Source organism: Paenibacillus sp. PastF-3, from assembly GCF_029893135.1.
Taxonomy (GTDB): Bacteria; Bacillota; Bacilli; order Paenibacillales; family Paenibacillaceae; genus Paenibacillus_AQ; species Paenibacillus_AQ nitricinens.
In genome coordinates, this window is sequence record NZ_JARXWM010000004.1 from 388,239 (window position 1) to 414,884 (window position 26,646).

The 26,646-nt window shown below is 45.2% G+C and carries 23 protein-coding genes and 2 tRNA genes; 3 read left to right on the forward strand and 22 right to left on the reverse strand.

Features of this window, described 5'->3' with window-relative positions:
- Positions 1-22: 22 nt before the first annotated feature.
- The 6 genes from M2444_RS11195 to nrdR all read right to left on the reverse strand — a co-directional run bounded on the left by M2444_RS11195 (position 23) and on the right by nrdR (position 6,022).
- On the reverse strand, positions 23-1,354 hold the full coding sequence (locus M2444_RS11195) for an extracellular solute-binding protein (RefSeq protein ID WP_280786975.1): 1,332 nt from the start codon (positions 1,352-1,354) through the stop codon (positions 23-25).
- Positions 1,355-1,459: 105 nt separating this feature from the next.
- Positions 1,460-3,004, reverse strand: a complete 1,545-nt coding sequence (locus M2444_RS11200; RefSeq protein WP_280786976.1) for a helix-turn-helix domain-containing protein — start codon at positions 3,002-3,004, stop codon at positions 1,460-1,462.
- Positions 3,005-3,040: 36 nt separating this feature from the next.
- Positions 3,041-4,822, reverse strand: coding sequence for a sensor histidine kinase (locus M2444_RS11205; RefSeq protein WP_280786977.1), 1,782 nt, complete (start codon positions 4,820-4,822; stop codon positions 3,041-3,043).
- A gap of 405 nt (positions 4,823-5,227) precedes the next feature.
- A tRNA-Lys gene (locus M2444_RS11210) sits at positions 5,228-5,300 on the reverse strand.
- A 10-nt stretch (positions 5,301-5,310) separates the two neighbouring features.
- Positions 5,311-5,386: transfer RNA gene (locus M2444_RS11215), tRNA-Ala, on the reverse strand.
- 159 nt (positions 5,387-5,545) lie between these two features.
- The gene (gene nrdR, locus M2444_RS11220) at positions 5,546-6,022 is read right to left on the reverse strand and encodes a transcriptional regulator NrdR (RefSeq protein ID WP_042126015.1); all 477 of its coding nucleotides are present in this window, start codon (positions 6,020-6,022) and stop codon (positions 5,546-5,548) included.
- Between the two features lie 164 nt (positions 6,023-6,186).
- Between nrdR and M2444_RS11225 the strand changes: the two genes are divergently transcribed.
- Entirely contained in the window at positions 6,187-6,405 is a 219-nt protein-coding gene (locus tag M2444_RS11225; RefSeq protein WP_060624526.1) for an alpha/beta-type small acid-soluble spore protein, read from the forward strand.
- 79 nt (positions 6,406-6,484) lie between these two features.
- On the opposite strand, the gene M2444_RS11230 is transcribed toward M2444_RS11225, so the two are convergent.
- From M2444_RS11230 to M2444_RS11280, 11 genes are all read right to left on the reverse strand, one after another.
- Positions 6,485-7,048 (reverse strand): lytic transglycosylase domain-containing protein, encoded by a 564-nt coding sequence (locus M2444_RS11230; protein WP_094874029.1) that lies wholly within the window; start codon positions 7,046-7,048, stop codon positions 6,485-6,487.
- Positions 7,045-7,641 carry a dephospho-CoA kinase gene (coaE, locus tag M2444_RS11235; protein WP_280786978.1) on the reverse strand — a complete coding sequence of 199 codons (597 nt, stop codon included), beginning with the start codon at positions 7,639-7,641 and terminating at the stop codon, positions 7,045-7,047. The genes M2444_RS11230 and coaE overlap by 4 nt, the downstream gene beginning before the upstream one ends.
- A gap of 9 nt (positions 7,642-7,650) precedes the next feature.
- A complete protein-coding gene (locus M2444_RS11240) occupies positions 7,651-8,397 on the reverse strand; it encodes an MntP/YtaF family protein (protein ID WP_094874027.1) in 747 nt (248 codons plus the stop codon).
- Between the two features lie 127 nt (positions 8,398-8,524).
- Positions 8,525-9,361, reverse strand: a complete 837-nt coding sequence (gene mutM / locus M2444_RS11245) for a DNA-formamidopyrimidine glycosylase (RefSeq protein ID WP_280786979.1) — start codon at positions 9,359-9,361, stop codon at positions 8,525-8,527.
- Positions 9,362-9,413: 52 nt separating this feature from the next.
- Positions 9,414-12,083 carry a DNA polymerase I gene (polA, locus tag M2444_RS11250; protein ID WP_280786980.1) on the reverse strand — a complete coding sequence of 890 codons (2,670 nt, stop codon included), beginning with the start codon at positions 12,081-12,083 and terminating at the stop codon, positions 9,414-9,416.
- A 348-nt stretch (positions 12,084-12,431) separates the two neighbouring features.
- Positions 12,432-13,091 (reverse strand): phosphate signaling complex protein PhoU, encoded by a 660-nt coding sequence (gene phoU, locus M2444_RS11255; protein ID WP_094874024.1) that lies wholly within the window; start codon positions 13,089-13,091, stop codon positions 12,432-12,434.
- A 73-nt stretch (positions 13,092-13,164) separates the two neighbouring features.
- Positions 13,165-13,920 carry a phosphate ABC transporter ATP-binding protein PstB gene (pstB, locus tag M2444_RS11260; protein WP_042186541.1) on the reverse strand — a complete coding sequence of 252 codons (756 nt, stop codon included), beginning with the start codon at positions 13,918-13,920 and terminating at the stop codon, positions 13,165-13,167.
- 199 nt (positions 13,921-14,119) lie between these two features.
- Positions 14,120-14,848, reverse strand: a complete 729-nt coding sequence (locus tag M2444_RS11265) for a response regulator transcription factor (RefSeq protein WP_042125998.1) — start codon at positions 14,846-14,848, stop codon at positions 14,120-14,122.
- Between the two features lie 109 nt (positions 14,849-14,957).
- Positions 14,958-16,754: a two-component system histidine kinase PnpS gene (gene pnpS, locus M2444_RS11270; RefSeq protein WP_094878342.1), complete on the reverse strand. Its 1,797-nt coding sequence runs from the start codon at positions 16,752-16,754 to the stop codon at positions 14,958-14,960.
- 180 nt (positions 16,755-16,934) lie between these two features.
- Entirely contained in the window at positions 16,935-17,321 is a 387-nt protein-coding gene (locus M2444_RS11275; RefSeq protein ID WP_094874022.1) for a VOC family protein, read from the reverse strand.
- A 194-nt stretch (positions 17,322-17,515) separates the two neighbouring features.
- A complete protein-coding gene (locus M2444_RS11280) occupies positions 17,516-19,078 on the reverse strand; it encodes a fumarate hydratase (protein WP_280787057.1) in 1,563 nt (520 codons plus the stop codon).
- A gap of 102 nt (positions 19,079-19,180) precedes the next feature.
- Between M2444_RS11280 and yfbR the strand changes: the two genes are divergently transcribed.
- Positions 19,181-19,786: a 5'-deoxynucleotidase gene (gene yfbR, locus M2444_RS11285; protein ID WP_094874021.1), complete on the forward strand. Its 606-nt coding sequence runs from the start codon at positions 19,181-19,183 to the stop codon at positions 19,784-19,786.
- 89 nt (positions 19,787-19,875) lie between these two features.
- Here the strand turns inward: yfbR and M2444_RS11290 are convergent, their stop codons facing one another.
- The 5 genes from M2444_RS11290 to M2444_RS11310 form a co-directional block, all read right to left on the reverse strand.
- Positions 19,876-20,745: an SDR family oxidoreductase gene (locus M2444_RS11290; RefSeq protein ID WP_094874020.1), complete on the reverse strand. Its 870-nt coding sequence runs from the start codon at positions 20,743-20,745 to the stop codon at positions 19,876-19,878.
- 213 nt (positions 20,746-20,958) lie between these two features.
- Positions 20,959-21,387, reverse strand: coding sequence for a hypothetical protein (locus tag M2444_RS11295; RefSeq protein WP_042125989.1), 429 nt, complete (start codon positions 21,385-21,387; stop codon positions 20,959-20,961).
- Positions 21,388-21,559: 172 nt separating this feature from the next.
- Entirely contained in the window at positions 21,560-22,501 is a 942-nt protein-coding gene (gene mdh, locus M2444_RS11300; protein WP_094874019.1) for a malate dehydrogenase, read from the reverse strand.
- A gap of 56 nt (positions 22,502-22,557) precedes the next feature.
- Complete coding sequence (gene icd, locus M2444_RS11305; protein ID WP_094874018.1) at positions 22,558-23,853, reverse strand: NADP-dependent isocitrate dehydrogenase; 1,296 nt, start codon at positions 23,851-23,853, stop codon at positions 22,558-22,560.
- Positions 23,854-24,004: 151 nt separating this feature from the next.
- Positions 24,005-25,117: a citrate/2-methylcitrate synthase gene (locus M2444_RS11310; protein WP_094878343.1), complete on the reverse strand. Its 1,113-nt coding sequence runs from the start codon at positions 25,115-25,117 to the stop codon at positions 24,005-24,007.
- A gap of 395 nt (positions 25,118-25,512) precedes the next feature.
- Between M2444_RS11310 and ytvI the strand changes: the two genes are divergently transcribed.
- A complete protein-coding gene (gene ytvI / locus M2444_RS11315; RefSeq protein WP_280786981.1) occupies positions 25,513-26,628 on the forward strand; it encodes a sporulation integral membrane protein YtvI in 1,116 nt (371 codons plus the stop codon).
- Positions 26,629-26,646: the final 18 nt, after the last annotated feature.

The following is a 26,646-nucleotide window of genomic DNA, read 5'->3' on the forward strand; positions in this document are numbered from 1 at the left end:
TCCTTTACTTGCTTTTGTCTGATTACTTTTTAGTCGAACGCGCTTGCGCATCCTGCAGTTTTTTAGCAACATCCTCCGGCTTACCACCCATCATAAGCTCTTGAAGACCGTTGTTAATCACCTCGCCTGCTTCAGCAGATAAATAGGCGTCATATACCGGTGTAATTTCAGAATTCACAGCCAATTCGTAAGCTTTGAAGTAAAGCGGGCTTACTTTCGACTTATCCAGTTCTACTTTGTACATAACCATCGAGTTGCTTTCTGCAATCGCCTTTTGGCCGTCCGGTCCGCTTACTGCGTAGATCAGATCAAGTGCTGCCTGCTTTTGTGCACCTTTTGTATTTTTGTTAAGCGCGAAGCCAGCGCCAGCGCCGCCCGAAAGTGTATTCGCTTTGCCTGCTCCACCTTCGATGCCAGGCATAGTTGTGACTTCGATAGGTGCTAATTGCTCAGGTGTTGAGGATGCTGCAAGATTCGTAAGTGACCATGCACCGTTAATCATCATGGCTGCCTTGCCTTGAATGAAGTATTGCTCTGCCTGTGTGTTGTCGATGCTGTTTGCGCCATCTTGAAACGCTTTATTGTCAACGAGCTCTTTGTACTTACCCAATGCATCAATGAACACAGAATCTGTAAAAGACGCTCCATCTTGAGCTGCAGCTTTCAAAAACCATTCCGTGCCTGTCACGCGGTCAGCCAACGAACCGATAATCGTCGATTGTGCAACCCATGGCGCTTTATTGCCGAGGGCAATCGGCGTAATGCCGTTGTCGTTGAACGTTTTGATCGCGGTCATCATCTCTTCCCAAGTCGTCGGCACTTTTACACTATGCTTCTCGAAAAGGTCTTTGTTGTAATACATGAACGAAGTTGCTGACATCCCGAGCGGCGCTGTGAAAATTTGTCCTTTTTCAAACTCATAACGGTCGAATGCCCCTGCCAAGAAATTATCCTTCCATTCAGGGTATTTATCCATCAACTCTGTAATCGGTTGAAGCTTCCCGGCATCATAGAACTCTTGGGATTGGCTGCCCGCATAGACGAAAAATACGTCTGGCATTTCATTTGCTGCAGCCACTGTGCTTAGGCGTTGACGATAACCGTCAACCGGGATCGCTTGCGCGTCTACCTCAACATCTGGATGTTCCGCTTTATACTTGTCGATCAGGTCTCTAACCGCTTTGGCACGAAGGTCATCACCCGCGAAGTTATGCCATATTGAAATTTTCGTCTTTTCTTCAGAGCCTTTGTTGCCTTCATTGCCCTGCTCCGTTTTTCCGCCATTGTTGCAAGCGGTTGCCAAAAGGGCGATCATCAAGATAATTGTCGTTACAAACGCAAATCTCTTCTTCATTCAAATATTCCCCCTTTAGTGATAACCCTAGTATAGATAAGACAGACGATAAGTCGTAGGGGGGATAATTAAGCGCTTACGGGGGATATTTTCACCTTCGTCCATTCATCTTGATCGATATTGCGAAGGGGTTTCGCCACTGTACCGCTTAAAAAGCTGGTTAAAATGCTTCATATCCTCGTAACCTACCCGCCTAGCGATCTCGCTTACCTTCGCCGGCGTTTCCTTCAACAAACGGCTAGCCCATTCCATTCTCGCTTCCGTTACATACTCAATATAGTTTTTACCTGTTTCCTGTTTAAACAGCTTGCTAAAATAGTTTGGATTCATATGTACGCTTGCCGCTACCTGTGCCAAAGACAAGCTGTCAGCAAGATGCTCGCGTATATAAGCCACAGTTCGGTTTATGGCTTCATTTCTGCTCCCATTTAATCGTTCATACTGCGCATGGATTGCAAGCAGCATCTGCTGCAGTATTTCTTCTGGATTCGTTGAAAGCAGCTTCATATCCAGCTGTTCAAGCTGCGGAAGCTTCGGCATCGATTGACCCACGGATGCCGCTGCACGCTCTAACCAGCGGTATCCCCCAACGATCAACGAATGCAAATACGCTTGAACCGAACTAGGCGTCGCTTCCGTATCCTGCCTAATGCTCGCCAGTTCACCTTTAATCCACTGCTGTACGACTTCTCGGCTTCCGCTTCTCAGAACGGCGGTTAACTTACTCTCCACTTCTTCCGTACAAACGGTCCGCATTCCTTTTCGGTCTTTAATATCCTCATAAACCAGCAGCCTTGCTTCCTCTGCTAACCATCGGAAAGAGGTGGTATGTTCGGCGGTCCGAAGGGACTCCCTCAATTCTGCCACATTGCTGGCCCATACACCGCATGCTGCAAAAAAAGGCTGGCGATAAACGCGCTCCGCCCGCTCCATCGACGCCTTAACCAATCGCTTCGCGCCCGGCTGCCCCCTGCGGAAAATAAGCAGCCATCCATATTCCCAATCCAGAATGACACAGCCAAGTGAATCCCTAATCATCGCAGCCGCCTCATTCATTTCACTTTCCGTCTCCTCCTTCATGGTCAGTGGAGACGCTGATGTCACTAGCCATAGCTCTAGCTTCTCCATATCCGATCCGAGCCTCAGCTCAGGATAATAGATCAACAGTTCCTCACTTTCACGCTCCGTCAGGAGATTGTCCCCGCGAAGAAACCGATCTAGCTGCTTCCAGCGGAACGCCGTTTGATGGATGGCGCCTTGATGATCAGCCTCCCTTCTGCTGACGATACGCTGCTTCACGCGCATAACCGCAGTCATGATATCGCCAGGACGGCTATTTTTAAGCAAATAATCACTTATGCCTTCCCGCATCGCTTGCTGTGCATATGCGAAATCATCGAATCCAGACAATATAACAATTTCAATGTAAGGAAAATTCCGCTTAACCTCACGAGATAATTCCAATCCCGTCATTCCCGTCATCCGAATATCGGTTAGAATGATGTCAGGACACTCAACCGGAATGCGCATCAAAGCTTCCTCTGCGGAAGCAGCCGGCACAAGCAGCTCAATGCCATTCTCTTCCCATTTAATAACCGTGCTAATGCCGGTCCTAATAATGACTTCGTCATCTACAATTAAAAGCTTCATATGCAGACTCTCCTTCTTCCCCACATAGGTTGCAATCTATTTGATTTCTGATTGGAGCGGAATAATCGTAAAGCTAACTTTAGTGCCGCTACCTTCTGCACTTTCAATCCGCAAGCCAGCTTCGTGCCCATAATGAAGCTGTAGCCGATTATGCACATTACGCAATCCGTAGCTGCTGCCTGCCGAGTCATTATTCTTCAGCGGATCAATGCCCAAATTTGCGCTTATCTTCTCCCTTAGTAGCTCCACTCTTTCCTTACTCATGCCGACACCATCATCCTGAACAATAAATGTTATACGCTCTCCCGCAGACAACGCTTTAACAATAATGCTTCCTTTACCCTCTCTTTTCAAAATGCCATGAAGCATCGCATTTTCAATTAGCGGCTGGAGCAGCAGCTTCAGCATTCTCAGATCCAGCAGCTCCGCCGGAATATCCGCCTCGTAATCGAATTTATCTGGATATCGAATGGACTGAATCTTCACATAATGATCTACATGCAGAATTTCTTGGCTGATTGCACAATATTCCTGTCCCTTATTTAAACTGAACCGAAGAAAATCACTCAATGAGCCAACCATATCCGCGATTCTTTCTTCTCCCTTCATTAGCGCCATCCAGTGGACTGACGACAACGTATTATATAGAAAATGCGGATTGATCTGCGCTTGAAGCGCCGACATATCTGCTTCTTTCTTCAACGCTTCGCTCAGCTTCACCTCATCAGTTAAATTAATAATTCGCGAGCTCATCCGATTATAGCTAATAATCAGTTGTCCAACCTCATCGATCGATGTGACGGGCAGCGTAGGCAGCGGCTCGTCCGGGCTGGAATTTCTAAGAAACTTCGTTAATGCAGACAGCGGTTTCGTCACCTTTTGAATAAGTACAAGGACGAAAGCGATGACAAAGAGCATGGAAATGCTGACTGCAATTGCAGTTAACGTTAAAAAATACTGGTTCTGCGCTCTGTAAGCTTTTGCCGGAATGATCCCTACGAGCCTCCAGTTAACATTCGGCATCTGATAGTACAGTACTGTACTCCGTTCCTCCGCTTCCCGGTAATCGAACGAACCCGATTTCCCCTTGAAATCAACTATTCCGGGGAAATACTCGTTTAAGTTCTTGTTAGTCGAATATCCTTCCGGCCCAGCCAATATCTGATTTTGTCCGTCCAACAGCAGGGCGACGCCTTCCCCCTCTAGTCCAGCTTGCTTTAAATGGTTAGAGATAACCGATTGTGTCAAGCTAATTTTAAGCATGCCGATACTGTAATATTTGGATGTGCTGCGAATCGGCCGCGACATCGTAATGACATCCTCCTTACCGTCCGACGTAACGAAATGATGCACCGGAGACCACCACTTGGGATATTCCTCATAGTAACCGGGATATTCGCTCTGAATATCGGCCCATTCTGATTCGAGCACGGATCTGAAGGAAACCGACGGCTTATTATCTTCATTCGATTCGATCATGACATTGGCGATATATGGTTTGGAAATCGATAATGTTGTAAGTAAATTAACGATCGAGGTTTGCTTTAACAAATCATGTTCCGGTGTTTTCAAATAGCTTTGGACATCCGGGTGGCCGATGAGGAATAGTGATAGATTCTCAACATCGCTCACCATATTTTCCAAATAGGCCCCAATTTGCCTAAGCGTGTTCATGCCTGAACTTTTCGCTTTCTCCTCCGTTAAGCTTTCAGCGATATAATAGGAGAACAGTCCCAGAGACAACACCGGTACCAATACCGAAATAATAATCAACAAGCTCAGCTTCTGCTTTAACGATTTACCCAACCAGTTTTCCATCGTATCCTCCGTTCAGATTGCCTTTATGCTCTGTAGCTAAATTGTAGCTTTCATGACTTCTCAGAAAATATGTTTGCGCTTTCATGATAACCTAAGTCGCTCGTCCCGACTAGAGTTTATTGTTGACTTGATGAAGCATTGCCTGGTCTTGAGGTCGTCGATGTACCGGGAGAGAGCACTGGATCTTACTTCAGCGCAAAAAAAATAGACCTCCCTTGTCCAAGGAATACGGTCTATTTCTTGACTGATCATGCGAAAGCCGCTTCCCATAAAAGCGGCTTTTGCACCGGGAGCTATGTTTCCGCACGGCTCTCCTTACAATGAACGTTTTTTCTACCCAAAGTATAAAAAGCCACTCCGTCCCTAAACAACAAAAAAAACGGCATTTCTGCCGTTTCTTTAGGATGGACTCTCAGGGGCTCGAACCCTGGACAAATAGATTAAGAGTCTACTGCTCTACCAACTGAGCTAAGAGTCCATATGAAGTTTGGTGGAGCCAAGGGGGATCGAACCCCTGACCTCATCGCTGCCAGCGATGCGCTCTCCCAGCTGAGCTATGGCCCCAAACGTAATTTTCAGATGTATGAAATCACACATTCTAAAATTTAGTTCGGTGTATTTAAGTCATTCTGACAAATCTAAGCGCCGTAGGCGACTCCTATATAATATAAAAAATCGCCTTCGCTGTCAACACTTTTTTTAGTCATTCGACTAGCCACAACTCTACAATCTGTCCAGATCCCCGGTGCTCTTAGATAGCAGACCCTTCAGTTCCTTCATAAACATGTTAATATCCTTGAACTGGCGGTATACGGATGCAAAGCGAACGTAAGCGACCTCATCTACTGGATAGAGCTGTTCCATAACCAATTCACCGATCTGTTGGCTCTCTACCTCAGCTACGGCGATGCCGCGTAGGGATTTCTCCACCTCAGAGACGATCTTCTCTAGACGTTCTACAGAGACGGGGCGTTTCTCGCAAGCCCGGATTAAACCACGCAGAATTTTATCACGGCTGAATTCCTCACGGCTGCCGTCTTTTTTGATCACGATTAACGGTGTTTCCTCGATCATTTCAAAGGTTGTAAACCGTTTGCTGCAACGCTCACATTCACGCCTGCGGCGGATTGACTTATTCTCATTCGCTGGTCGCGAGTCGAGCACTTTAGTATTTGTGTGATCGCAGTAAGGGCATTTCATAAGCTTCATCACTTCCTATTACATAATGTTTTTAGTCCCGGTATGTTAAACATCCGGCTTTTAAAGGGCTATTTCATTTTTTCCAGAAATCACCGTTTTTTTATTGTAATGATTATGGCAAGTACGGCACATAATACAGTTACCAACAGAGGAGGTGAACAGCAATGAGCCAAAACAACAGCTCCAATAACCTTGTAGCTCCAAATTCCCGCGGTGCTTTGGAACAACTTAAATATGAAGTTGCCCAAGAACTCGGAATCACGCTTTCCCCAGATGGTTACAATGGCAATAAAACTTCTTATGAAAATGGTTCGATCGGTGGTTACATCACTAAACGTCTTGTAACCCTGGCAGAACAACAATTGGCAGGTCAATTCAAATAACCTGTCCACATAAGCTTACTGAAGAAGTATTAAACGACCCGCAGGTCGTTTAATGCTTCTTTTTATACATAACACGGTTTTAGAATTCGTTGTAAATATCCGTGTACTGATCATAGTAATAGTTGACGCGCTGAACATAATGGCGGGTTTCACCAAACGGAATATCCTTAATCGTAGCATCCGTTCCATCCCATATCCCTTCATCCAGCCATTTTTGAACTTTACCCGGTCCAGCATTATAGGCAGCGATAACTGCCGTACGTTTACCTTCGAATTGACGGGATAATGTTGAAAGGTACCAGGTACCTAGTTCAATATTTGCCGATGGTTCATGCTTAAGCTCCTCCATAGAAACATCAGGAAGCTTGGCCTTTTCAAGGGCCCATTTGGCAGTATCCGGCATAAGCTGCATTAAGCCTATAGCACCCTTTTTGGATTCTCGTCCAGTTTTGAAGTTCGTTTCCACTCGGATAATCGAAGCCACTAGAAATGGGTCTATATCGTACGTAATGCTGTGCTTACGGATCTCATCTTTATAATGGATCGGATAAAACCAGGACATCCAGTTCGTACTCAGAAACAATATCGCAGTAAAACCAATGAATAATAGAAGAAGGACTCTTTTTTTACGTAACCATTTCATGATAAGCCCAGCCTGTCCCAAAGAACAGAAACCTGTTGCTCAGTGTGCGCAAGTTCGCCACTGTTGTCAATGATATAGTCCGCTTTGTTACGCTTTGCTTCAATATCCATCTGTGCATTTAAGCGTGCTTCTGCTTGTTCTAAAGAAAGTCCGTTACGTTCCATTAATCGAGCGATTTGCACTTCACGAGGTACGTATACCACTAGTATTTCATGGAACAAGTTCTCGAGTCCTGATTCGAAAAGAAGAGGGATATCCACAATTGTTAACTTCTTTGGATCTTCTACTTCCAGGCTGTTCATACGTTCTTTAATTTCCCGCCGGATTGCGGGATGCGTCAGATTGTTCAGGGCTTGCAGGGCCGCTGGGTCTTGAAATACAATGTCCCCCAGCTTGCCCCTATTCAGGGTGCCATCCGGAGAGAGGATCTCGCTTCCGAATTGTTTCACAGCCGCAGCCAGCACCTCATGACCGGGGAGCATAACTTCTCTGGCGATCACATCCGCGTCAACCAGCCTCGCTCCCTTGCTCACAAGCAGTGCAGACACCGTGCTTTTTCCGGATGCAATGCCTCCGGTTAAGCCAATAATCATGTACTCACCTCATAATAGCTTCAGTATTCCCATTGTAATTAATAATAACGCGGGTAGTGCAGCAGCATGCTTCATCCAGTAGTTCCCGGCGAATCTTAATCCAGTCTTCATGCCCAGCAATAGAAATGTACCACTAAACAGAGCAATTGTAAGTGATGTCCATATCGGATTGAACCCCAGCAATGCTGCGCCAAGTCCAGCTCCAAAAGCATCTAGAGAGAGGGCAATCCCGAGCAGCATAGCTTCCATCGAAGAAATACTTCCGGAATCATCCATATCTGCAGAAGACGGAGTACGTAGGATCTGTACAACAATCCCCAACCGTCGTAGCTCAAGGGAAAAGACAGCCGACTTTGCCTGTTCAGGAGCCATGGCAACCTGTTCTACAACATCTTCAGTAACAACAGCTACCTCTGCCCGAGCTTCTGTGGATAGTACATTTTCTTCACTATCTACTTTATGCTCACCTGTCTGTTCCTTCTCCTTCTGCATTAGCATCTGGACGAGCGACCAGCACCCCATTAGCACAAGTATAACAGCGCCAACCTCAGAAGCTGCATGTGGAGACACTACCTTGGCAAGCAGAACACCCACTTGCATAGATACACAGATAACTACCCCCGAACAAAGCGAGATAATCAGAATGGAGAGCAATGGTATTTTCATTTTACGCAGTCCATATGTAATACCAACGCCAAAACCATCCAGACTCAAAGCAAAAGCTAGTAATATTAGTGAAAAAAATGGGCTGAGCACCCGCAATCCCTCCTGTGAAGAACCGGAACACTGAAGATTACATTTCATTCAGCTTCCGTTCTCTATTAAGCATTCTTCACACAGTATATGGGCGGGACAAGTAGTGGGTGCCAACCTAATTACTTCTTCAGTTTTCTGACTTACGCTGACAGCTTGGACAATAATGCGTGCCGCGGCCACCTACAACGGTTTTCTCAATCATCGTTCCACAGTGGTTACACGGCTGATCTTTACGACCGTAAATCAACAGCTGCTGCTGATAAGTGCCACTCTCACCTTGACCATTCACATATGATTTTACAGATGAACCACCAGCGTTTACCGCTTCCGTCAGCGTACTGACAATAGCGTGATGTAGCTGATCAAGTTGCTCATCCAAAAGATCTTTAGCGCTGACTTCAGGATGTATCCCTGCACGATGCAGCGACTCATCTACATAAATATTACCTATGCCCACGATATATTCCTGATTCAGCAGCAGCGATTTAATTTTTGTGCTTTTGCCTGATACAATCTGCTTAAACTTCTCCGGCGTAAAGGATGGCTCCAGCGGCTCCTGTCCTAGCTTATTAAGAGGAGGCAACTGCAGATCTTCACCAATCTGAAAAAGATGCATCGTACCAAACTGACGAACATCCGTGTAACGTAGCTCAGTACCATCGGTAAAATGGAATATCACATGTGTATGCTTGTCCAGTGGATCTTCGTTCGAAAAAAGTCCGTAACGGCCCTCCATCCGTAAATGAGATACCAGCACCAGACCGTCTAACACGATACGCAAAAATTTCCCTCTTCGTTCAACATTAACAATGCTATGACCTGTGAGCAGGTTGGCAAAAGCCTGAATATCATCCGGCCGCTGAATAATCCGGGCCAACCGGACGGTTACATTCTCTATCTGCTTTCCATTAACTAAATCATTCAGTGTTCTCTTGACTGTCTCTACTTCCGGTAATTCCGGCATGATGTCTTCACCTCAACTACATTATAGCTGATATACACACCTTAAAGGGAGCCTATTTCGCTTCGTACCAGTTGCTGCCAAAACTTACCTCTGCTTTAAGCGGCACAGATAACTGCAATGCTCCACCCATGACTTCCGGCAAAAGCGTCTTCATGAGCTCCATTTCATCCTCTGGCACCTCGAATACAAGCTCATCGTGCACCTGAAGCAGCATACGGCTCTTTAGCCCACGCTCGAAAAGCGCCTTATCCATATGCACCATCGCCAGCTTAATAATATCAGCGGCAGTTCCTTGTATAGGTGTATTCATTGCCGTACGTTCCGCAAACGAACGTAGATTAAAGTTCTTTGCATTAATCTCAGGCAAGTACCGACGACGTTCCAGCAGCGTGGTTACATATCCATGTTTCCTTGCATCAACTACGATATCATCCATATATCGACGCACACCTTGGTATACCTCAAAATACTGCTCAATGAATTGAGCGGCTTCTTTACGAGGAATATTCAAGTTCTGCGACAGACCATAATCACTGATGCCGTACACGATACCAAAGTTAACGGCTTTAGCAGCACGACGCATATTGCTATCAACCTGATCGTTAGTAACTCCAAATACATCCATCGCTGTTTTCGTGTGAATATCCATATCATGGAGAAAAGCTTCCTTCATCCGCTCATCACCGGAGATATGCGCTAGCACCCGAAGTTCAATCTGAGAATAATCCGCCGCCAGAATGGACCAACCCGGTTCGGATGGAACAAACACTTTACGGATTTTGCGCCCTTCCTCTAGGCGGATAGGAATGTTCTGCAGGTTCGGATATTGACTGCTGAGACGTCCGGTAGCCGCAATCGTCTGCCGATAGAAGGTATGCACCTTTCCTGTTTCCGGAGATATTTCTTTAAGAAGTCCTTCTACGTATGTAGACTGGAGCTTCGCAATCGTGCGATATTGCAAAATCAAACGTACCACGTCATGATAAGGCGCTAGTTTCTCAAGCACCTCAGCATCGGTGGAATAGCCTGTCTTCGTCTTCTTAACAACAGGCAAACCTAGCTTAACGAATAAAATCTCACCCAGTTGCTTTGGTGAATTCAAATTGAACTCCGTGCCACTTAATTCATATATTTCAGTGACCAGCTTGGAAATCTGAGCTTCGAATTCTTTTCCTAACTCTTTAAGATCCCCTTCGTTGACTGCAATCCCCTGTTTCTCCATATCCGCAAGAATACGTGATAATGGCATTTCGAGATCCTCGAACAGTCCGGTCATTGCCGTTTCAATCAATTCCTGCTGTTGTTTCTGGGCGATACCAAGTACCGCAGCACTCTTACGTGCGACGTGATTTCCTAAGATCTCAAGCTCAGGAATCTTATATTTGGCCCCTTTACCAAATACATCTTCATCAGGTGACAACCTTGGCAAGCCGTATTTCGTAGCGAGATCGTTCAGGTTCTGATTAGCTTCCGTCGGATCCAGCAAATAAGCCGCCAGCTGCACATCATGCGCTGCACCTGCAAAAGCAATCCCCTGCCAATGCAGTGCCAAATCAGCACGGTGAAGATCATATCCGCTCTTCGGAGCCTTCTCATCTCCTAACCAGTCGCGTAGCTTCGCGGCCGCTGGTTTCTGTAGTAATTCAAACGGCACATAATAATGTCGCTCCAAAGTAGATAGCCCTACCCCGATCACCTCGGCACGATGCGGATTATCCCCATTGGATTCCACATGCAGCGCTGAAATACTAGGCAGCGCTTCACTTAGCGCCTCAAGTTCATCTTCACTCACGATCGAAATATCGAGTGTTGCAGCTTCTACTTCCGTTGCACCCTCTTCTCCATCAGCTACTGGAGCATAGGCACTTAGTGATAACCTTTCCAGAAGTGATTTGAATTCTAATTTTGCGAGTGCGGGTCCTGCTGTATCCGCAGAAATCCCGTTAAAGATCATATCTTCCCACGAATGCTCAAGAGGCACTTCACGATAGATGGTTGCCAGCTTCTTACTCATGACAGCGTCTTCCGCATGTGCTTCGAGCTTTTCTTTCATTTTACCTTTAAGCTCACCGGTTCCTGCTAATACACCTTCAACGGATCCGAATTGATGCAACAGCTTGAGCGCTGTTTTCTCACCAACACCCGGAACGCCTGGAATGTTATCACTCGCATCACCCATCAGTCCCTTAAGGTCTATGATCTGCTCTGGTGTCAGGTCATATTTCTCACGAATTTGTTCTGGTCCATAAAGCTCGACCTCAGTAACTCCTTTGCGGATCAACGCAACGGTCGTGTGTTCGGAAGCCAATTGAAGCATATCCTTGTCTCCCGACACGATCATAACCTGCCGGCCTGCTTCATCTGCTTGGCGAGAAATGGTTCCAATAATATCATCGGCCTCATAATTGCCGATTTCAAACTGCGGTACACCTAGATTTCTGAGCAAATCCTTCAATAGTGGAAACTGCTCGGAGAGCTCGGGAGGTGTCTTTTGCCGACCGCCTTTATAATCCTCATAGCCTTCATGCCGGAATGTGACTTTCCCTGCATCGAAGGCAACAATCATATGTGTCGGCTTGTGTTCTTCAATTAAACGGAGCAGCATAGTGGTAAAACCGTACACCGCATTCGTCTGTTGCCCTGCTGTATTCGTTAGCGGAGGCATCGCGAAGAATGCGCGGTAAATAATATTGTTTCCATCTATAAGTATCAACTTGTCCATAGTGCACCTCGCCTTTTTCATGCTTACTCCTTACATCTTAACATATGGCCTGTCCAAGTAGAAACGGCTATACAACAAGTAGCCGTCCTAATATAAGGACGGCTACTCAATTTACCTAAAAATAAACAAAAGATGTGAAGGTGCAAGTAATGGAGGAGAAGTTTGGAACTGTAGGAGCAGAGCGACCGCCTGAAAGTTTTCCGTAGGAAAGCTCGCTTCGGAAGCATAGGCTCTCCGGATTTACACCACTGAAGGTGGTTAAAATAAATCTGGGGACAACAGCGGCCGAAAGTCCAAACATTCTCCGCAGTTACGACAATTACCAAACATCTTTTGAATCAAAGCTAGCTATTCATTCAAATCTGGACGGCTACCGGTAACCAGGTAAACTACGCTTTCGCCAATGTTAGTGGCGTGATCGCCAATCCGTTCGATATAACGGCCTACCAGCGTCAATAACATAGCTTGGGATACGGTTTCCGGCTTTGTTACCATATAAGAATACAACTCATTGATCATCGCACCATACAATTGATCGACCTGATCATCATCCTGAGCCATTTTATAAGCCAGATCAGTATTCTCATCCAGGTAAGATTGAATGGCCTCATCGATCATAATCGTCACGATTTCAGCCATGCGAGGAATGTCAACAAGCGGCTTAATCAGCGTTTGTCCTTGAAGACGCATAGTCGCTTTTGCTACATCAAGCGCCAGATCACCCATACGTTCCAAATCGCTTGATATTTTGAAGGCAACGATAATGCGGCGCAAATCCTTAGCTACAGGCTGCTGAGTAATAATTAAGCGTGAGCCAATTTCCATGATTTTATCTTCCATGGCATTCAACTGTAGATCCGCTTCAACAACTTCTTGTGCGAGCGTTGTATCTAGATTTTGTAATGCCTTAATTGCGCCTTCAAGAGCATCCTTAACATGCTCACCCATCTGCTGCAGCAGACTGCGCAGTTCTTCCAAGTCTTTATCAAATTCTTTTCTGCGAATCATAATAAGAGCGATCCTCCTCATTAACGTATGGTCAGCTTGCCATTTCCAGGGACGAACACCCTTTTAAATCTGATCAGCCGAAACGTCCGGAAATATAATCTTCAGTGCGGGAATCTTTAGGGTTCGAGAAAAGCACCTCTGTGTCCGCCGCCTCTACAATTACACCATTTAAGAAAAACACGGTTCGACCGGATACACGTGCGGCCTGATGCATGTTATGAGTTACCATAACAATGGTATACTCACTTCTTAGTTCCTGAACAAGCTCTTCTATCTTGAGAGTGGATACAGGGTCGAGGGCAGAGGTTGCCTCATCCATTAGGAGAATATCAGGCTGTACCGCTAACGCTCTAGCAATACAAAGTCGCTGCTGCTGTCCACCAGACAAGCTAAGGGCAGATTTCTTCAGAAAATCTTTCACTTCCTCCCATAGGGCGGAGTGACGCAAGCTTTTTTCTACGATCTCATCCAGTTCACTTTTGGAACGGATGCCGTGTAAACGGGGACCGTAAGCTACATTGTCGTAAATCGACTTAGGAAAAGGATTCGGCTGTTGAAACACCATACCGACCTGCTTACGCAGGCTTTCCACCTCTACCTCATCACTATAAATATTTTTGCCACCGATGTTTACAGTTCCTTCTATACGTGTGCCAGGAATCATATCATTCATACGATTCAATGTGCGAAGCAACGTGGATTTCCCACAACCGGAAGGTCCAATAAAAGCGGTAACCTGTTTCTCCGGGATTTGCAGATTCACATTCTTCAGTGCGTGGAACGACTCATAGTAGAGATCAAGATTCTCTATGTCAATGATGGATTTCATTAGTGTTTACGTCTCCTTCTCATCATCTTCGATCTCCATGATAAGCTTTTAGTGTAAATACAGTTGGAGAGAAATGTTAACGCAATGTAAAATCAGTGAGAGGAATGGGTCCACATCACAGTATTTCCCCAGAAGCCAACTAGTACTCCGAGCATTTCTTATTTATGAAAAGTATAGAAAAAATAGAACTCCAGTCACTCTAAATGACCGGAGCTCTTTTTTTATTAACCACTAATTTATAGCCTACGCCTCGAATCGAATCGATATGAACGGATTCTGGATCCAGCTCAAGCTTTTTACGAAGTGAACTCACATGCACGTCCACCGTACGCTGCCCGCCAATATAATCAAAGCCCCATACAGCATTCATGAGATCATCTCTCGTCAACACAACTCCTGGCTTACGAGCCAAATATAATAGCACTTCGAACTCTTTCGGCCGCAAATTAATACTATGACCACCGAGGGAGACTTCATATCTCTCAGGGTAAATCTCTAATTGACCTAAAATAATGGTAGAAGCAGAGATAGGTGTTTCTGTCGGTGCTTCCTCAGCAAGTCCAGAAATCCTCCGAAGTACAGCACTTACTCTAGCGAGCAGTTCAGAGACGCCGAATGGTTTGGTTATATAATCATCAGCTCCTGATTTCAGCCCTCTAACTACATCTTCTTCCGCATTTTTGGCGGTCAACACAATAATAGGTGTACGGATACCTTGTCCACGCAATTTATCAAGGATGTCTATGCCATTCATACCTGGCAACATCAGATCTAATACGATCAAGTCAAAAGGTTCCCTCGTCGCACGATCATATCCTGCCGTACCATGATCCTCTACTGTTACCTCGTAACCTTCCTGCGTTAAGTTATAGGACAGCAGCCGGGCCAGTGTCGGTTCGTCTTCAATGACAAGCAATCGTTGAGCCATAGGTTCCCCCGTCTTCCATTTAGTTTGATTTTTACAAAACAACAACAAAACAATCATATCACCACAATGTTAACTCGGTGTAAAATCGATGAGGTGAATTCACAAAAATCTAATCCACCTTTTCTTCCTGCAAGAGCGGCAACTCAATAATAAATGAACTTCCGATCCCCAGATCACTTTTAACCGAAATCACACCATGGTGCAAATCAATCAAGTGCTTCACAATAGACAGTCCCAGCCCCGTTCCACCGGAGCTTCTGGATCTTGCCTTATCCACTCGATAAAAACGTTCAAAAATACGCGGCAGATCCTTTTTGGGAATTCCCATCCCTGTATCGGTAACGGTAAATTGGACATTCTCAGAACCATCTGGCTTCAGTATATTCTTAACATAGACTTTTACGCTACCCCCTTCATGCGTGTAATTAATCGCATTGGAGAGCAAATTCATAAAAATTTGACGTAGTTTATCTTCATCGGCCTCAATGAACAGCTCCTCAGGAACCTCTACGTTAAGACTAATACTTTTCTTCTCAGCCACTTTGCTAATGGTTCCCAGCACGGAATCAAAGAATTCAATGATGTGAACAGGCGAGCAATCGAGTTGCACACGTTTAGATTCGATTTTAGATAATTCAAGAATATCTCCAATCAAGCGATTTAAGCGTTCGTTCTCATCATAAATAATTTGCAAGAAGGAACGGGCGGTCTTCTCATCCTTAACCCCACCACCCAGCAAGGTCTCAGCAAATCCTTTAACAGCGGCAACCGGCGTCTTCAATTCATGGGATACGTTAGCGACAAATTCACTTCGCATCCGCTCCAGGCGACGAATCTCTGTTACTTCCTGCAGCAGGAAGAGCATGCCTCTATACGTCCCATCCTGGATCATAGGCACTGCGTCCATGCGTACAATCCGCTCTCTCGGATTGTAAATACTTCGTTCTTCATGGAGCGGTTCTTTATTCGATACCCCTTCTTCAAGTAGCCGCGTTAACTCATAATGACGCTTTAGCTCCTTATACGAATGACCCGCCATTTCACTGTTGCTAACATCCAGCATCCGCTCTGAGGCTCGGTTCAGCAGGGCAATTTCTTCGTCCGCATTGATCATTATAATGCCGCCAGTCATATTGTCCAGTACGCTTTGCAGCAAATCCTCATTATCACGAATGGTCTTAAGCTGAGCTTGAAGACTGTCAGCCATGGCATTTATCGCTGTTGCCAGTTGCCCGACCTCATCTTTACGCTTCAAATGGACTCTTGCATCATAATCAAGATCTGTAATACGCCGCGCAACTCTCGTGATTTGTTCAAGCGGTGAAGTCATACTAGATGCCACTTTGTAGCTGACAATAGTTGCTGCCAGGAACAAAATAACTAACCCCCCAGCCATAATCATCCAAGCACGGTTCAGTCCTTCCGCTACTGCATCCAGTCCCATCGAGACCCGAATGTAACCATCAAAACCTTGATTTGAAGTCACTCGCTCTGCTACATATAACATCTCGCGATCTAAAGTTTCGCTGTAACGAATGGCTCGGCCAGTCCCCTCTTTAGCCGCAACAATCTCCTCTTCACGATTAGCGTGATTGTCCATCTCCAGAGGATTTTTCTCTGAATCCCCTAAAACTTTACCTGACTTACTGATAAAAGTAATCCGGGAATCCAGAAGCTCGGCGACATGCTCTGCCTGCTCCGTGTAATACGGAATGGCATTGGTGGCGTTCATATCTACAAATTCCAATGTGCCTGCGAGTAGATTTATTTCCCGGGACATGTTCTCTTCGAGAGCAGCTATATGGGAGCTCTTAAACAGATGAGCCATCGTAAATCCAGTGCCAATCATGGAAATACCGATTAAGGCCATAAGTATAAACGTAAGACGAGCGCGAAACGGTTTCATCTGAAGTGTGCCTCTCCCTTTTTCATTGTATCTTTTATCCTAACTTCATTTTCATCAAAAAACCAGTGCAACTATTTTCGTGACATAAATCCCTACTATAATAGATTATATAAAAATAACAGCCCAAGTTGATTATCTCTGGACTGTTACTTTGTATTACTTTTGTAAAATATTATGATTTCATTCTATACAGGTTGCAAGAAACCACTGATTGCCCTGAGTATCTCTAATCCCCGCTCCTCTTTCCCCATAAGGCTTATCCAATGGTTCTTCAATGATGGATGCCCCGGCATCCAAGCACTTACGAAAGGTCTCATCCACATTTCTTACGTATAGATGAATAGCGAGCTGTACGGGTGAATATTTCTCATTCGCCTCGGAAACCTCAATAATCGAATCTCCTATTCTAAGTTCTGCATGTCTAATCTTGCCTTCATCATTCCGCAGCATATCATTAATTCTTGCATCAAAGCAGTTCACAACAAAATCAATCAATTGATCTGCATCAGCCACAATGAAATACGGAGTAACGTTAAGAAGACCATTTCTAATATAATGTGGTACCATTCGTAAACCTCCTTTAGACAAGCATAAACACCTTCGACGTCACTATCATATGGACACTAAGTGATTACACGAGGAATATAAGGATAAATTATAGCGCGGAACATATAAATTCTTATATTTTTGATAAAACCGGAGAAAAAGCCATAGCAGCGGATGTCCCCACTTTATGACTAATTCACCGGACTGTACCTGACTTATTTAAATACAGGTTCTTTAAACTGAGTTAATTTTGCTGCGGAATCTTTCTCTACATCTGCGTGCAGACTGTTGCCATGGGCATCCATCGTTACAATAGCAGCAAAACCATCCACATCCAAATGCCACATTGCTTCAGGAATGCCAAATTCCATAAAATCAACAGCATTTACCTTCTTGATGCATTCCGCATAATACTGTGCGGCGCCGCCAATTGCATTGAGATATACGCCCCCGTGCTCCTGAAGAGCTTTTAACGTTTTTGGACCCATTCCACCTTTTCCGATGACGGCACGAATTCCAAATTTTTTGATGATATCGCCTTGATAGGGCTCTTCACGGATACTAGTAGTCGGACCCGCTGCTTTAACATGCCAGCCTTCCTCGTCCTTCATCATTACAGGACCACAGTGATAGATAACTGCACCGTTCAAATCCACCGGAGCCTCATGATCCATTAGATATTTATGAAGTGCATCGCGGCCCGTATGCATTTCGCCGGATAAAATTACTACATCCCCAACTCGTAAACTACGAATATCTTCTTCACTAATCGGTGTAGTCAGGCGGACTTCGCGAGATCCAGCAGCTGCATTGTCTTCACTTGCATCTGCCACCTCCGTTTCCGACGCCTGGTCCCGTCCATCATCAACCGAAATCCCTGTACCACTCTCGTACAGCCAGTCCTCTATATTGCCCGTTGACGGGTCAACCAGCACGCCTTGGCGTCGGAAAGCCCAGCAGTTGTAGGCAACAGATACGAAAAAGCTGGCTGGTAAACGATTCATAACGCCGATCTTACAACCAAGCAGCGAAACTTCCCCACCAAAGCCCATCGTTCCAATACCCAGCTTATTGGCGTTTTCCATGATGTAGTCTTCCAGCTTGTTGAGATCCTCTATTGGATTAACATCCTCCACTTTGCGGAACAACTGCTTCTTAGCCAGCTCATAGCCAGTTGTTCGGTCACCGCCGATACCAACACCAATAAAACCAGCGCTACAGCCTTGCCCTTGTGCCTGATAAACAGCATGTAAAATACATTTACGAATTCCGTCCAGATCACGGCCTGCCTTGCCCAATCCTTCTAATTCTGCTGGAAGGCTGTATTGAATATTCTTATTCTCGCAGCCGCCACCCTTCAGAATCAGTCTGACATCTATTTTTTCCTCTTCCCATTGTTCAAAATGAATGACCGGTGTACCTGCTCCCAAATTATCTCCGCTGTTCTCACCTGTCAGTGAATCTACAGAATTTGGACGAAGCTTGCCATTCTTAGTTGCCCGTACAATGGCGTTATGAATATCTTTTTTCATCTCAATCTGATTGACTCCCACAGGTGTGTGAATAATAAATGTAGGCATTCCCGTATCCTGACAGATCGGTGATACTTGCTGCTCAGCCATTCCGATATTTTGAGCAATCGTAGTTAACGCAAGACCTGACCGGGTAGCTCTGTCCTCTAGTGCGCGACCCTTGGCGACCGCCCGGCGTACATCACCCGGCAAGTTCGTGGACGTTTCAACAATTAGATTATAAATGCTGTCTTCAAAATGCTGCATATTCATTCAAGCTCCTCTCAGCAGATCCAGATTATCAAAAGTCTGATACAATTAGTATAATAATATCATACCTAGCAGCTCATGAAAGGGGTTACTTTAAAATTGAACTACCATTTTTCCGCCTATTTATACCGGCTTCAATATATTCAGCGCTGGAGCCTAATGCGCAGCACCGCACCTGAGAACGTTGCTGAGCATTCTTTTCATGTAGCTCTGCTCACACATATGCTCTGTTCTATTGGCAATATTCATTATGGACGTTCATTAAACGCCGAAAGAGCAGCAACTATGGCCCTGTTCCATGATGCCAGCGAAGTGTTCACGGGTGACATTGCCACACCAGTGAAATACAATAATCCTCGGCTACTTACCAGCTTCCGCGAAATGGAAAGAATTGCTGCGGAACGCTTGACCGGTATGATTCCTCCCGAGCTTCAGGGTATTTACACGCAGCTCATGCAGCCGGAAGACAGCTCTCCAGATTCGGAGGACGTTCTGCTCCACAGCTACGTTAAGGCTGCCGATCGACTGGATGCTTACCTAAAATGTGTCTGGGAGGTTGCTGCGGGCAACCGCGAATTCGCAGCGGCGAAGGAGCAGACGGTAGCAAAGCTGCGCGGGCTTGGCTTAGAGGAAGTGGATTATTTCCTAACTCATATGGCTCCAAGCTTTGAAATGTCTCTGGATGAACTCTCTAACGGAAACTAAAATCCCAAGATCAATACAAAAAGCTCTAATTCGGCTAACCCTGAATTAGAGCTTTCTGTATAAGAATCTAGGTTTGGTTGGCTGAGCATCTACCCGTTTACGACCTCGCCACCATTCACATGGATAACCTGTCCGGTCACATAACTCGAATCATCGGAGGCTAGATACACATAAGCTGGAGCCAGCTCCTCCGGTTGTCCCGGTCGCTTCATAGGCTGTGTACCGCCGAACTCACTAACCTGCTGTGCATCAAAAGTAGATGGAATAAGCGGTGTCCAAATTGGCCCCGGAGCAACGCCATTTACCCGAATGCCCTTCTCTGCCAAATTCGTAGATAAGGAACGCGTGAAGCTCAGAATGGCTCCTTTCGTTGACGAATAGTCCAGTAATTGTGGACTACCACGATAAGCGGTAATAGAAGTCGTATTAATGATAGCAGATCCTGCTTTTAGATGAGGCATAGCCGCTTTGGTCAAATAAAACATTGCAAATATATTCGTACGAAATGTACGCTCTAGCTGCTCGGACGTAATATCCTCGATTTTAGCTTGTGGATGTTGCTCCGCCGCGTTATTGATGAGAATATCCAGTTTCCCGAGGCCCTCTACCGTTTGTTTAATGAGATCTTTACAGAAGGATTCCACACCAATATCTCCAGGAATCAGAATGCATTTGCGACCTTCCTGCTCCACCTGACGTTTCGTTTCCTCTGCATCAGAGTGTTCATTCAGATATGAAATAACTACATCAGCGCCTTCTTTTGCAAAAAGAACAGCTACTGCCCGTCCGATCCCGCTGTCTCCTCCAGTAATAAGTGCCGCCTTGCCCTGCAACTTACCTGCCGCCTTATAATTAGCCGGCTCATATTTCGGCAACGGCTTCATTTCGCTCTCAATCCCTGGTTGATGATGTTGTTCTTGCGGGGGTAAGGTTTTTGTAGATTGCTTGTTGTCTGACATAATCCCTAGCTCCTCTCGTGAAGCAATTAATAGTTAACTGATCGTCTTAGGATGGCTCAAGCGTATATGTTTATACGCTGGCTTTATCATTTTTTTCAAATTGCCGTATGGAAAGTTACTTACCACAATACAGATAGAATCAAACAATCCGAAGTTTTTTTGAACACAAAAAACCCGCTCTCCTTTACGGAAGCGGGCTCATAGTCGTACAGATTAAATAATATCGTTAAATACCATGAAGAATACCATAAGCAGCAATGACACGGACAGCAGCGCACTAAGTGTACGCAATTTGCCTGTTTCTGCTTTGACGTCACGGTTCTCACGAATCCCAGCAGCAGCAAGACGCAGAGGCTTGCTCATAATACCACCAAGTGCAAACATAGCTAGCAGCAGGACAACAATAATAATCATCCAGGCTACAGAATAATCACCCTTGGTCATCATGTAACCACCTGTAAGCAGTTGAATCACCAAACCGTACTGTGCAAAGCGGTTAAATCCAGTAACTGCACTTAATGTACCTTCTTTTGCTGCAGGCGACAATTTCTCAGCACGACCGATGATGAAAGGCAGTACAAGGTAAAATCCTAGCGCCAGTGTCCCGATCATATGTAAGAAAAACAAAACATTCCAATCCATATCATATCTCCTCCAATTTAACTGTGATAATAGTTACATATAATTATACCCATAATATTAGAATAAGAAAAGCAACTTAGGTGTCCATTTTTTGAAGTTGTTGATATAAAAAAAGAGAGCGCCCTTAAGCCTTTTCACGGCGTTCGGGACCCTCCCTTTCTTCTGACACAATCTACACAGATAATATTGCAGTTACGCTACGTACGGACTCCGCGGACTTATCCAAAGCCACTTTCTCCTCAGCCGTAAGCTCCAGTTCAAAAACCTTCTCAATCCCATTCGCACCTAGAAGAGCTGGAACACCCAGAAATAGATTGTCATAACCATATTCGCCTTCAAGCAAGGCAATAACCGGAATGATCCGTTTCTTATCCTTCAAGATCGCTTCTGTCATTTGAACTAAAGAGGCAGCAGGAGCATAATACGCACTACCATTTCCTAAAAGGTCAACGATTTCCCCGCCACCCACACGTGTACGCTTCACAATCTCCTCGATACGATCCGCAGAAATCAATGTATCAATTGGAATGCCTCCGACACTAGAATAACGAACGAGCGGTACCATATCATTGCCGTGTCCGCCGATTACGAAACCACGTACATCTTCAACGGATACGTTCAGTTCTTGCGCAATAAAAGTGCAGTAACGGGCTGTATCCAGCACGCCGGATTGTCCGATTACTCGATTCTTCGGAAAGCCTAACGCTTCAAACGCAGCATAAGTCATCGCATCTACCGGGTTACTCAAAATGATTACGATAGATTCAGGAGCTACTTGCCTTACGTTCTCGCATACGGACTTCACAATCCCTGCATTGATATTCACAAGATCGTCGCGGCTCATCCCAGGTTTACGGGCAATCCCTGCAGTGATAATTACAATATCAGAATCTACAGCGTCTTCATAACTTGAGGTCCCTATAATATGACTGTCGAATCTCTGCACAGGACCAGCTTCTTGCATGTCAAGCGCCTTTCCCTTGGTTGGGTTCTCCATTTGTGGGATATCGAGCAGCACAACGTCACCAAGTTCCTTTTGAGCTAACATAAGAGCTGTAGTAGCGCCGGTAAAACCGGCACCTACCACTGTAATTTTATAACGCTTGATCGCCACAAATTCGCCTCCTAGAAATGATAAAGGTAAGGCTAATGTTATCTGGCAAATCTAACCTAAAGGTGGTTAATAATTTCGTCAGCAAATGCGGAGCATTTCAGCTCAGTTGCACCTTCCATCAGACGGGCAAAGTCATAAGTCACGGTCTTATTGTTAATAGCAGTTTCCATACCTTTATAAATCAGGTCCGCTGCTTCCTGCCAGCCCAAGTGCTCCAAGAGCATTACGCCGGACAGAATGACAGAACCAGGATTCACAACGTCTTTGTCTGCATATTTAGGAGCTGTACCATGGGTAGCTTCAAAGATGGCGTGGCCAGTAATGTAATTAATATTCGCTCCAGGAGCGATGCCGATGCCGCCGATTTGTGCAGCCAGTGCGTCGGACAGGTAATCCCCGTTCAGGTTCAACGTAGCAATAACATCGAAATCAGTTGGACGAGTCAGAACTTGTTGCAGCGCGATATCCGCAATTGCATCCTTGATAATGATTTTGCCAGCAGCTTCAGCATCCTTCTGAGCAGCATTAGCAGCAGCCTCACCATCACGTTCCTTAATCACATCATATTGGCTCCAAGTGAAGACCTTATCTCCGAACTCTTGCTCAGCTACTTCATAACCCCAGTTTTTGAAGGCACCTTCAGTGAACTTCATGATGTTTCCTTTGTGAACAAGCGTTACGCTCTTACGTCCGTGCTTGATCGCATATTCAATGGCAGCGCGCACCAAGCGCTTCGAACCTTCGGAGGATACCGGTTTAATACCAATACCAGAAGTTTCAGGGAAGCGGATTTTGTTAACTCCCATCTCTTTTTGCAGGAATTCGATGACTTTCTTCACTTCAGCAGAGCCTTCTTGATATTCAATCCCTGCATAGATATCCTCTGTATTCTCACGGAAAATAACCATATCCACCAGCTCAGGACGTTTAACAGGAGAAGGTACACCTTGGAAATAACGAACTGGACGCAGACATACGTACAAATCCAATTCTTGACGCAAAGCTACATTTAATGAACGAATACCGCCTCCGATTGGAGTAGTAAGTGGGCCCTTGATCGCCACAAAATATTCGCGGATAGCTTCGAGCGTATCATTTGGCAGCCATTCACCATATGTATTGAAAGCTTTTTCGCCAGCAAATACTTCGTACCAAGCGATTTGCTTAGTGCCACCATAAGCTTTAGATACTGCTGCATCAAGTACGCGCTTGGAAGCTTTCCAAATATCACGGCCTGTGCCGTCACCCTCGATAAAAGGAATGATTGGATGATTAGGAACTTGTAGTTTTCCTTCTTTAATCGTGATTTGTTCGCCTTCTGTAGGTAGATCGAATTTTTCTAGTTTCAACATTTGAGTGTATTCCTCCTAAAGTTTTGTGGGATTTAAATAGCATTGACAAGCATCGAACAAAACTCTCGTCAAAATTAAAAATATAAATTTAAAATACTATGGCTAGGGTTCATTCTACTAAACTTTAGGAGCAGCCTGCAAGGCTGCTCTGCTATCTTTCATCTACTGGAACGTATTTCTGTTCGACCATACCCGTGTATTCTGCACGTGGACGAATAATGCGGTTATCAGTATATTGCTCCAGAATATGTGCAGTCCAACCTGAAGTCCGGCTAATTGCAAAAATAGGAGTGAACAGTTCACGATCTATGCCAAGCTGTGTATAGACAGAAGCCGAATAGAAATCAACATTAGGTCTTAATCCCTTTTGCCCGGTAATCAATTGTTCAATATTTACGGACATGTCGTACAGGGTGGTGTCATTTTTCATCGTGCCAAGCTCCAGCGACATTTTCATCAAATGCTTTGCACGTGGATCACCATTCTTATACACACGATGACCGAAGCCCATGATCTTCTCACGGTTATCCAGTTTCTTACGGATAAACGGTTCAACCGCTTCCAAACTTCCGATCTCTTCTAGCATCTTCATAACAGCTTCATTTGCCCCACCGTGAAGCGGGCCTTTGAGCGCACCAATAGCGGAGGTAACCCCAGAATAAATATCGGATAATGTCGCAACTGTAACCCGGCCAGCAAAAGTTGAAGCATTCAGCTCATGGTCCGCATGAAGAACAAGTGCGGTATCAAGTGCTTTGACAGATACGCTGTCCGGATCTTTTCCCCACAGCATATACAGGAAGTTCTCAGCAATAGAAACGCCTTCTTTCGGAGCCACTGGTTCGAGCCCTTTGCGAATACGCGACAGTGCCGCCACAATTGTCGGGAGTTGTGCCTGCAGTTTTACCGCCTTAATCTCGTTCGCTTCTCTGCTCATATCGTCCGCCGCTTCATCATAGAGAGCAAGGCTTGATACAGCCGACCGCAATGCTGCCATGGTGTTGGCGTCTTTTGGATAGAGCTTCATTTGCTCGATTACCTGTTCAGGAATCTGTGCGAAGGCACTAAGATCCCGCTTGAGCGCTTCCAGCTCTGGCACCGTCGGCAGACTGCCGAACCATAACAAATAAGCTGTTTCTTCGAAGGTAGCATGTTCTGCAAGTTCATCAATATCATAACCGCGGTAAGTGAGTACACCATCCACAATGGAGCTAATGGATGAAGTTGTTGCAACGATACCTTCCAAGCCTTTGGTAGCTGTCATAGCATATCTCTCCTTTGCCAACAAGGTATAAAAACAATCTTAGTTCCATGAAAACATTTCCAATTAAAAGCATTAAAAAATCTAATAAGTGCGTGTAAGAACATCTCCGTCAGGAATGCTGTATGACCAACTTACTTTTTATCTTTATTTATCATACTGGATTTTGTCGGTTATGTGAACAATGTGGAAGCTTTGCAGCGCATCAAATGATTTTATCAGAGAGATAGAAAAAAACTTCTAACCCCCTGATTCAATGATTCCATTTCAGTTTATAGTTGCCGGCCCAATCTAATATTTATCCCGCATTCTAGTCTTTAAATCGATCCTATGAATATATATGAAGACGAGCTCTTATTCCCCTGCCTGTGCAGGAATGAAGAAGGTGTGGTCTCGGTATGGATCGTTTGGTATTAAAAAGACTGCTGCGCGGCCTGTGGGTCGTTCTGGCAACTTCCATCCTCCTGCTCGCAATCTATTTATTACTTCCGCTGTTATACCCCTTGTTGCTTGCTTGGCTGCTCGCATATATCATGCATCCATTAGTGCTTATTCTTAAAGGCTTTAAATTACCAAGCTGGCTTGCGGTATCACTCGCGCTCCTATTTTACATAGGCGGAATCACACTAGTCTTAACCGCAATGATTACAAGACTCGTAAAAGAATTAATCGTCTTGCTGCAAACCTTTAATCTCCACACCGACCAATGGAAGGAACTTCTGATGTCCTTAAGCCAGAATGCAAGCATTCAGAATATCATCAACCAGATTAATCAATTTTACCAAGACAATCCTGACTATCATGCTACGATTGACAGCAATATCAGCAGAACAACGGAAACTGTAGGTTATGCAGTCACGCAAGTGGTCACGGGATTCTTTAATATAATATTGAAACTGATCTCCGCACTTCCTAGTATGGGTACAATTCTTATAGTGGTTGTCCTCGCTGCCTTTTTCATTAGTACGAGTTGGGAGCGTCATAATGATAAACTTACAGGCTGGCTGCCGACAGCATTCCTAAAGCCTGTGTCAGGTATCTGGAAAGATTTACGCAGAGCGCTCTTCGGTTATCTTCGCGCCCAGGTAATCCTGATCTCCATCACAGCAATCATTGTAGTTATCGGACTGCTACTGCTGGGTGTGAAGTCTGCGTTTGCTATCGGCTTAATGATAGGCTTTGTGGATCTACTGCCTTATCTCGGTGTGGGAATTGTGATGCTACCTTGGGCGCTTTACTCTTACATGACGGACAATCTGGCACTAGGTATCGGACTCTCCATACTTTATGCCGTTATTCTTATTACCCGGCAGGTTCTTGAGCCGAAAGTACTCGCCAGCAGCATTGGTCTTGATCCCCTCGCCATGTTGATTGGCATGTTCGCCGGTCTACAGTTGTTCGGTATGCTAGGGCTGATCATCGGACCCGTTGTCCTTGTAGTCCTTGTTGCCTTTAACCGAGCTGGCGTATTCCGAGCTTTACACAGCTACATTGTTAGCGGCAGATTAAGATAGGAACCGAAAAGCATCGAT

What these genes read in the sequence shown, in the direction of transcription:
- pnpS (WP_094878342.1), bottom strand. Translation starts at nt 16,754, where the DNA reads ATGAAACCGTTTCGCGCTCGTCTTACGTTTATACTTATGGCCTTAATC.
- M2444_RS11265 (WP_042125998.1), bottom strand. Translation starts at nt 14,848, where the DNA reads ATGGCTCAACGATTGCTTGTCATTGAAGACGAACCGACACTGGCCCGG.
- M2444_RS11225 (WP_060624526.1), top strand. Translation starts at nt 6,187, where the DNA reads ATGAGCCAAAACAACAGCTCCAATAACCTTGTAGCTCCAAATTCCCGC.
- M2444_RS11275 (WP_094874022.1), bottom strand. Translation starts at nt 17,321, where the DNA reads ATGGTACCACATTATATTAGAAATGGTCTTCTTAACGTTACTCCGTAT.
- M2444_RS11280 (WP_280787057.1), bottom strand. Translation starts at nt 19,078, where the DNA reads ATGCAGCATTTTGAAGACAGCATTTATAATCTAATTGTTGAAACGTCC.
- M2444_RS11230 (WP_094874029.1), bottom strand. Translation starts at nt 7,048, where the DNA reads ATGAAATGGTTACGTAAAAAAAGAGTCCTTCTTCTATTATTCATTGGT.
- M2444_RS11290 (WP_094874020.1), bottom strand. Translation starts at nt 20,745, where the DNA reads ATGTCAGACAACAAGCAATCTACAAAAACCTTACCCCCGCAAGAACAA.
- phoU (WP_094874024.1), bottom strand. Translation starts at nt 13,091, where the DNA reads ATGATTCGCAGAAAAGAATTTGATAAAGACTTGGAAGAACTGCGCAGT.
- M2444_RS11310 (WP_094878343.1), bottom strand. Translation starts at nt 25,117, where the DNA reads ATGACAGCTACCAAAGGCTTGGAAGGTATCGTTGCAACAACTTCATCC.
- M2444_RS11200 (WP_280786976.1), bottom strand. Translation starts at nt 3,004, where the DNA reads ATGAAGCTTTTAATTGTAGATGACGAAGTCATTATTAGGACCGGCATT.
- ytvI (WP_280786981.1), top strand. Translation starts at nt 25,513, where the DNA reads ATGGATCGTTTGGTATTAAAAAGACTGCTGCGCGGCCTGTGGGTCGTT.
- mutM (WP_280786979.1), bottom strand. Translation starts at nt 9,361, where the DNA reads ATGCCGGAATTACCGGAAGTAGAGACAGTCAAGAGAACACTGAATGAT.
- polA (WP_280786980.1), bottom strand. Translation starts at nt 12,083, where the DNA reads ATGGACAAGTTGATACTTATAGATGGAAACAATATTATTTACCGCGCA.
- icd (WP_094874018.1), bottom strand. Translation starts at nt 23,853, where the DNA reads ATGTTGAAACTAGAAAAATTCGATCTACCTACAGAAGGCGAACAAATC.
- coaE (WP_280786978.1), bottom strand. Translation starts at nt 7,641, where the DNA reads ATGATTATTGGCTTAACCGGAGGCATTGCATCCGGAAAAAGCACGGTG.
- M2444_RS11205 (WP_280786977.1), bottom strand. Translation starts at nt 4,822, where the DNA reads ATGGAAAACTGGTTGGGTAAATCGTTAAAGCAGAAGCTGAGCTTGTTG.
- nrdR (WP_042126015.1), bottom strand. Translation starts at nt 6,022, where the DNA reads ATGAAATGCCCTTACTGCGATCACACAAATACTAAAGTGCTCGACTCG.
- M2444_RS11195 (WP_280786975.1), bottom strand. Translation starts at nt 1,354, where the DNA reads ATGAAGAAGAGATTTGCGTTTGTAACGACAATTATCTTGATGATCGCC.
- pstB (WP_042186541.1), bottom strand. Translation starts at nt 13,920, where the DNA reads ATGAAATCCATCATTGACATAGAGAATCTTGATCTCTACTATGAGTCG.
- M2444_RS11295 (WP_042125989.1), bottom strand. Translation starts at nt 21,387, where the DNA reads ATGGATTGGAATGTTTTGTTTTTCTTACATATGATCGGGACACTGGCG.